Origin of the sequence: Parafannyhessea umbonata, from assembly GCF_012844235.1 — a bacterium.
GTDB lineage: Bacteria > Actinomycetota > Coriobacteriia > Coriobacteriales > Atopobiaceae > Parafannyhessea.
On sequence record NZ_JABAGR010000012.1, the window covers coordinates 24,931 to 31,304 of the forward strand.

Below are 6,374 nucleotides of genomic sequence, written 5' to 3' on the forward strand. Positions count from 1 at the left end.
CGCCGGCAGGCTGGCGGAGTTCGCCTACGGTTTCGCCTTGCCGCGCCTCATCAGGCGGATTCCCAGATAGACCAAGCCGCCGCCCAAGACGAGGCATGTGAGGACGAACGCGATTCCATAGCCGTCCAACATGCCGCCCAGCATGCCCAGCAGGAAGAAGATCCCAAGCGCAATGACGGCGACCCCCAGGATCTTCCAGAGGATTCCCGAGAAGCTCCTGCCCCTCTGAGCGGCCCCAGCCTCGGCTTGCGGAGCAGGACGCTCTTGTTCCCCCTCGAAAGCGGCGGCTTCGCCAAAAGGCTCCGCCGCCTCCTCGGCGCCAGCCTCCCCGGCATCGTCGTGGCTACCGTGCGGGTGCAAGCCAAACAGAGGGGTCTTCGCCTGCTTCTTCTCGTCGTAGTAGTGCTGCCTCGCCTCGTCGCGCGCCTGCCTTGCGGCCTCAAGGCGTTCGGTGTCGTTCAGCGTCCTCTCGAGTTCGGCCTGCGCGGTCGGCACGGCATCGTCCTTCTCGGCCTCTTCCACCTTCGTCTTCAGCGCCTTGATCTTTGGCGGGATGTCCTGCACGAGCCCCTGGTACTGGTTGATGCAACCAGGAACCTGCGACGCGAGCGACCTTGCCTGCTGCTCCAAATCGGGGTTCAGGCTGACTGCCTGGCCTCCCTGGGGACCCTCGATAGTCACGTAGAGATGGCGATCGTCATGGACGACCTCCTTGGACTTGACCTTCTTTCTGCCGCCGATCACGGCGCCCGGCACGCCCGCGATGGCCGCGCCGACCACGGCACCGCCAATGCTGACTCCGCCGCCCGAGACGTCTGTAGTGGAATACTTGCTTCCGCTGGTGGAAACTGTTACTCGAAGTCCGTGCTCGAGCTTGTATGTGGCACCGCCCGCCTCAAGCCGGTCGTGGTAAAGGCTGATCGCACCAACCGATGCGACCTTCCCGTGCAGGTCGTTCTCCAGTGAGGCTACCTGCCTGTTGAGCGAGGCGATCGTCTTCTTCTGGGATCTCTTCGCCTCGTTCAAAGCATCCTTGCACCGAGATACCGCGCTGTCATGCTCGCTCTTTACACGTTCGTACTCCTCCTTCGCGCGCCGGTACGCTTCCCTCGCGTCCTCGACGCGCGTCTCGCTCGTGACATCCTCGCCCACAGTAAAGGCCCCCCGGACATTTCGCAATGGCTTCCACCAGCCTCCAGCTATGACCGGAGGCCACTCTCAAACAAGCATAGTCATTTTCCAAGCCATACCCACCGCTGTCACCTGCCCAGTCGGCTGCAATTGGTGACGTATGCCAGACGGTCGCCGCGATATGTGCCGGGGTAGAGCCCACGGCTCGCGCTTGCACGGGCGAGAAGAACACCTACGCTCGGGAAGCCCGATCGCTGCCCAAGGCTCACGCTCTTCTCGCCCGCCGCTCTCTTATCGCCCGTTTCGGCTAGAAGTTTGCCCTCGCATAAGACAGAAAGAGCTGCAGCTTCGTTACATCTGAGATTGTGGACGAATACCCTCGCCACCTCGACGCCCTTGAATTACATGTATTCCCCGAAGAAGAACTCGGACGGTGTGAGAATGCGGATGCCATCCACGTCGCGTTCGTATGTACCCTGTCGCACGATTACCGCCTTCTCGTGGTTGTCGCGAATCGAGCGCAGGGGATCAAGCTCGCGCTTGCGCGTCTCCTCCGCAAAGAGTTCGTCTGTCACCTGCAGATAAACGACCCTCCCGTCTCGAACGGCAACGAAGTCAACCTCTTTGCCGTAGAGCTTTCCCACGTGGACCGACCACCCACGATAGAGCAGCTCATGAAATACCGCATTCTCGAACACCCTTCCCACATCGGAGGGACGATACCCCTCGAGATAGCTTCTAATGCCAACATCGGCAAGAAAATACTTGGGAAGCGTCCTCAGCAATGCCTTCCCATGGATGTCATACCGCTCGCAGGGGTAGAACACGTATGCATCAGTAAGTGCCGTCAGGTACGAGGCGACGGTGTCCCGACTCACCCTCGCGCCCCTTGACTCAAGCGCATTTGCGATACTGTTGGCAGAGCACTGATTTCCGACGTTATCGGCAAGGAACCGCGTCAGACGGTCAAACGTCTCCCTGTTCGAGATAAGTCGCTTGCTGGCGTGCCGTTCCCTGTCAAATATGTCACGTACGACTACGGCGTCGTATAGCCCCGCCATATAGGCTTCGTGCATGCCCTGAGTAACATCTAGATTCGCTATGGCAGGCATGCCACCGTAGGTGAGATACCGTGACATGAGGTCATCGCAGGTTACGATCTCCCCCGAGAGAGTGACACCCGCCGTGCGACTCGCGTTGAGTTTGACCCCGCAGAAGTATACGTATTCCTCGAACGAAAGTGGGAGCATTCTCACCTCGACGTAGCGGCCAGAGAGGTAGGTGGACAGCTCGCTCGAAAGGAGAAAGGCGTTAGATCCTGTGACGTAGAGATCGCAGTCAAATGCGACGCGCATGGCGTTCACCGCGTCGTGCCAGCCCTTGATTCGTTGAATCTCGTCGAGGAAGATGTACGTCCTTCCGGATGGGTTGAGATGGGCCTTGCAGTAATCGTAGAGATCGTTGCCCGTGTTGATGCCCAACCCGATATCCTCTAGGTTCAGGGTGACGAAAGAAGAATCAGGCAAGCCTTCTGTTTGAAGACTCTCCCTCACGAGGGCGAGAAGGGAAGACTTACCGCAGCGTCTGAGACCCGTAACCACCTTCACGAGATCAGTGTCTCTGAAGGAGAGCGCGCGCTGTAAGTAGATTGGCCTGGCAAGAAGTTCGCTCACTCGTCCAACTCCATTCGTAAAATACAAAACATTTTTGACTTTTACGAATTATAAACCCTTCAAGGGCAGCTGCTCCATGCTCATCGGCCGCCATCCTGTCCAAGACGACCGCAATCAAGCCCATACCGTCGTGACGGGAGTCGTGCGAAACTTTGCCCCGTAGAAGACAGTCTCCCCAGTGCTTTATTCAGTTAAAACTGACTCAGTTTTGGCTGAGTAAACAGCTCCTAAGGCAACGGGCAAGTGAGCTAAGACCCAGACACAGGACCCGACCGGGTTTCAAGGGAAACAGCCCAGAGGAGATGGCTCTGAGCTGTACGTTTCATTTCTGACGCTTGGGTCTGTCGCAGCGCGAGATGAGCGTCAGAGACGCGCTGCACATAGAGCGCCCATTCGACGGCGTCATCCACCTCCCGCTGGAAAATCTCCTCAAAGCGGAACGCGTAGGCACCGTTGCCGTTCTCTGTGATTCGCACGAGCCGATCACGGGCAGCCTGCTTCACCTCACGCGGATGATCGCAAAAGGCTGTTGCGGGATAGATTGCGTCCATGCAATCCCGCCAATGATGTAGCCAAAAGAAAACAGCCTAGAGGCGATGCCTCTGGGCTGCGAATGTATGGTGGGCGTTAGAAGATTTGAACTTCTGACCTCTTCCGTGTCAGAACGCTTATATGGGGTATCCGCATCGTGCTCATTCATGCCAAATCGTGTCAAAAGGGCTGGTAGACAGGCCAGATGACCGTCCACCAAGTATCATTTCGTATCGAGTTCAGGCGGGTTGCGTGCACTCTGCGTGCACTCTTCGCGTGCACCCGCGTGCACTCGGGGCGGAGGGTCACTTCTCGCATACATGGTCCCTCCGCTTGCAGGTTCCAAACGCCAGAGAACCGACGGGGGGACCGCAACTGCGTGGCATGGAGGCAGGGGATGTACCAGGCAAAAGGAGACATCTGGTCCGAGGGATCGCTGATAGACCTCGGCAACGGCCGCTGGAAGTGCCGATACTCCCGCACGGAAGACGGCAAGAGGCACCAGGTCACCCGCAGCTTCCGAGCGTCGGGGAAGCGCGCCGCGAGGAGGAGGGCAGACGAGATCCGAAAGGAGCTCGACGACGAGGTGCGCAGGCAGGAGCTCCCCCTAGGCATCACGAGGGAGGACATGTTCGTGCCCACCTTTCTCGAGCGCTACATCCGCTCGCTCGAGAGCGGGGCGGGAATCGCCCAGACCACCGCTGCGAACTACCGCCACTGCGCGAAGCACGTCTCGCGCTATCTGAGCGCCGTGCGGATAGACGAGATCACCGGGGACACCATCCTCCAGATGCAGGCGGCGCTCCTCGAGGACGGGCTCTGCAACAACACGGTCGCCAAGGCGCATCGCTTCCTGAAGCAGGCGCTCCAGTACGCGGCGGACAGCGGGATCATCGAGCGGAACCCCTTCACGAGGCGGATCAAGCCGCCGAAGCGCGAGGCGAGGGAGCCGAACGCACTCGACGCCGACGGGCGCGAGAGGCTGCTGCTCGCGCTCGACTCCATGCAGGACACCGAGGTGACGCTCGCGATAAGGCTGGGGCTCGCCTGCGGGCTGCGCAGGGAGGAGATGTGCGGCCTCAGGTGGAGGGACGTCGACCTCGACCACGGCGTCCTGCGGGTGAGGGTCGCAGTCTGCCAGTGCGAGGGCAAGGCCGTGGTGAAGGAGCCCAAGACGCCAACGAGCCGACGCGAGGTCCCGCTCGAGCCGGACCTGGCATCGAGGCTCGCAAGGCGCAGGCGCCGCCTCGTCACGCTGAGTGGCGGAAAGCCAGAGGCAATAGAGGACCTCTACGTCCTGGGCGACTCCAACGGCGCATTCTACTACCCCGACCGCCTCACGAAGGAGTTCGCCTCCATCGCGAAGATGCTCGACCTGGTGGGCACCACGGGGAGGAGGGTGACGCTGCACGACCTCAGGCACACCTACGCCACCTACCTCGTCGCCGCGGGCACCGACATCAAGACGGTGAGCTCGCTCATGGGCCACGCGAACGCGGCGATGACGCTCAACACCTACGCGAGCGCCGACCCGCACGCGAGGAGGTCCGCCGCCAGGACGATCGCCGAGCAGATGGCGGCAAGACCCGGCGACGGGCAAGACGAAGGGAACGAGTCGATGCTGCGCGTCGTGTAGCCGGGCGGTTGTGTCCCCTTTCTGGTGGGGAACGCACGGGAAGCCCGGGAAACGCATCGCCCCGGGGCGACGGCCGCACACTTCGACATGCGGCGTAACTTCTCGGCATGGCACGGAATCTCGAAGGAGGAGGTACGCGAGATGGACAGGAAGCCAGCGGGCCCCACAGAGAGGTCGCTTTCGGACACGTCGCCGCTCTGCGACAGGCCCGAGTGGCTCGGGCCGAGGGACATCCAAGAGGTGTTCGGCGTCGGGAGGACGAAGAGCTACCAGCTGATCAATGCCCTCCCGCACATCCGCGTTGGCGGTCTCCTCAGGGTCAACAGGAGGACTGTGCAGAAGGAGCTCCTCGACAAGGGCAGGCTTCCGTAGATATGAACGACAGCCTGTCCGTATGACTAATCCATCACGCGGGCGCGCATTGCAACCGTAGGATCGCCACGGGGACGCGTGGCACATCAGCCACGCGTCCCCGCTTCTTTTTCATAGAGTAGCGTTTCCAACACGCCGCTGCGCCGGGGACCGTGAGGGGTCCCCTATCCTCGCGCCCCGTCGAAAACGCGAAGAGCGCAAAGGGCAAGGACACGGCCTCTGGGCCCCCGTTGGGACCAAGGTAGCACAGGGGGCAAGCACCTCTTCCCGCCCCCTGGCGCCACGACGCCGCGGAGCCCGCAGCGCCACGCCCGCAAGGGCGCGGCCCCCGCGTCGCCGTGGCTTGCTCCCTGGGCCCCAACGGGGGGCAAAGGGAGCCCCCACGTCCTAGGAAGGGGTCAGCCATGACCACCACAAGCGAGAACCAGGCCGCAACGACCATGTCCGAGGAGGAGCTCCGCCAGACGGCGCTCGGGCTCTGCACGGACTATCTGCAGGGCAGGGGCTGGCACGACGTCAACGTAGACGGCAACCGTATCGTGGCTACGGACGGCGGCGAGGTAGTCCTCGTCACCGTCAGGACAACCATGGCACCAGGCTCCGAGGCCCTGCCGACGCTCGACCTCGCGGACGACGACGTCGCCGCCATGCGCCGCGAGTGCCTCCTCTACCTCGCCGACCACGGCGACGTTGAAGCAATCCGCCACGACGCCATATCCATCGCCATCACGGGAGAGCGCCGCGCGAAGCTGCGCCACCTCGTGGGAGTCTGGCAGTGGGCGGAGCGCATGTGACCTAGGACGTCAGGACGATAAAACCGCTCACGGTCGGAAAGGGGCCGCTCGGGGAATCCCGAGTGGCCCCAATCTCCTCCCGCCACGGCCGCAGCCAAGCCCTCCCGCGGCCGCCCTCCCCGCCGTCAGGAACACCTAACGACGGCGGGGAGGGAAAATGTGAGGCTTCGGTAGTTTGTGTGACAAGGGGCTAGCCTAGGCAGCAACGCTCTTCGCTCCCTTCACGCCCTTCTTCCT

Annotated in this window: 6 protein-coding genes; 3 read left to right on the forward strand and 3 right to left on the reverse strand. The window is 61.9% G+C overall.

Annotation, left to right across the window (positions count from 1 at the left end):
* Positions 1–24: 24 nt before the first annotated feature.
* From HF885_RS09730 to HF885_RS09740, 3 genes are all read right to left on the reverse strand, one after another.
* Positions 25–1,152: a hypothetical protein gene (locus HF885_RS09730; RefSeq protein WP_170104731.1), complete on the reverse strand. Its 1,128-nt coding sequence runs from the start codon at positions 1,150–1,152 to the stop codon at positions 25–27.
* Positions 1,153–1,532: 380 nt separating this feature from the next.
* Positions 1,533–2,804, reverse strand: a complete 1,272-nt coding sequence (locus HF885_RS09735) for an ATP-binding protein (RefSeq protein ID WP_170104732.1) — start codon at positions 2,802–2,804, stop codon at positions 1,533–1,535.
* Positions 2,805–3,052: 248 nt separating this feature from the next.
* Positions 3,053–3,355: a hypothetical protein gene (locus tag HF885_RS09740; RefSeq protein ID WP_170104733.1), complete on the reverse strand. Its 303-nt coding sequence runs from the start codon at positions 3,353–3,355 to the stop codon at positions 3,053–3,055.
* A gap of 377 nt (positions 3,356–3,732) precedes the next feature.
* Between HF885_RS09740 and HF885_RS09745 the strand changes: the two genes are divergently transcribed.
* The 3 genes from HF885_RS09745 (at position 3,733) to HF885_RS09755 (ending at position 6,137) form a co-directional block, all read left to right on the forward strand.
* The gene (locus HF885_RS09745; RefSeq protein WP_170104734.1) at positions 3,733–4,971 is read left to right on the forward strand and encodes a tyrosine-type recombinase/integrase; all 1,239 of its coding nucleotides are present in this window, start codon (positions 3,733–3,735) and stop codon (positions 4,969–4,971) included.
* Positions 4,972–5,112: 141 nt separating this feature from the next.
* A complete protein-coding gene (locus HF885_RS09750; protein ID WP_206109897.1) occupies positions 5,113–5,343 on the forward strand; it encodes a helix-turn-helix domain-containing protein in 231 nt (76 codons plus the stop codon).
* Positions 5,344–5,747: 404 nt separating this feature from the next.
* Positions 5,748–6,137 (forward strand): hypothetical protein, encoded by a 390-nt coding sequence (locus HF885_RS09755; protein WP_170104736.1) that lies wholly within the window; start codon positions 5,748–5,750, stop codon positions 6,135–6,137.
* Positions 6,138–6,374 lie beyond the last annotated feature (237 nt).